The sequence below is a fragment of the Alkalilimnicola sp. S0819 genome, assembly GCF_009295635.1.
GTDB lineage: Bacteria > Pseudomonadota > Gammaproteobacteria > Nitrococcales > WHIW01 > S0819.
The window spans coordinates 1-302 of sequence record NZ_WHIW01000075.1 but is presented as its reverse complement, the minus strand read 5'-3'; the positions used below and the strand labels follow the sequence as shown (position 1 = coordinate 302).

The 302-nt window shown below is 44.4% G+C and carries 1 protein-coding gene; it reads left to right on the top strand.

Features of this window, described 5'->3' with window-relative positions:
- Window positions 1-302 (top strand): winged helix-turn-helix domain-containing protein (locus tag GBG68_RS14035; RefSeq protein ID WP_226801819.1); only part of this gene is annotated, 302 nt, incomplete at both ends.

Here is a 302-nt window from a genome sequence, read left to right as displayed (position 1 = left end):
TGCTTATCGCTTTTTATGAAGGCCTTTTTAAAAAAGATGATTTAATTAACTATGTCTGGGGGCGCAAAGGTGTCGTGGTCTCTGATGCCAGTTATTATAAATTGATTAACCAGCTACGAGGGTCATTTGATAAAATTGGTCTTAAGGGGGCGTCTGTTGTGACTCGCCCTCGCGTGGGTGTTTTACTCTCAGTTTCCATTGAACCGTTGAGTGATGAGGCGCAAAATACGCCGTTGCCTGCTGTTGCTGAAACAGAAGTATCGACGGTTGAAGTGCGGCACGATGACACTATTATTACCCCA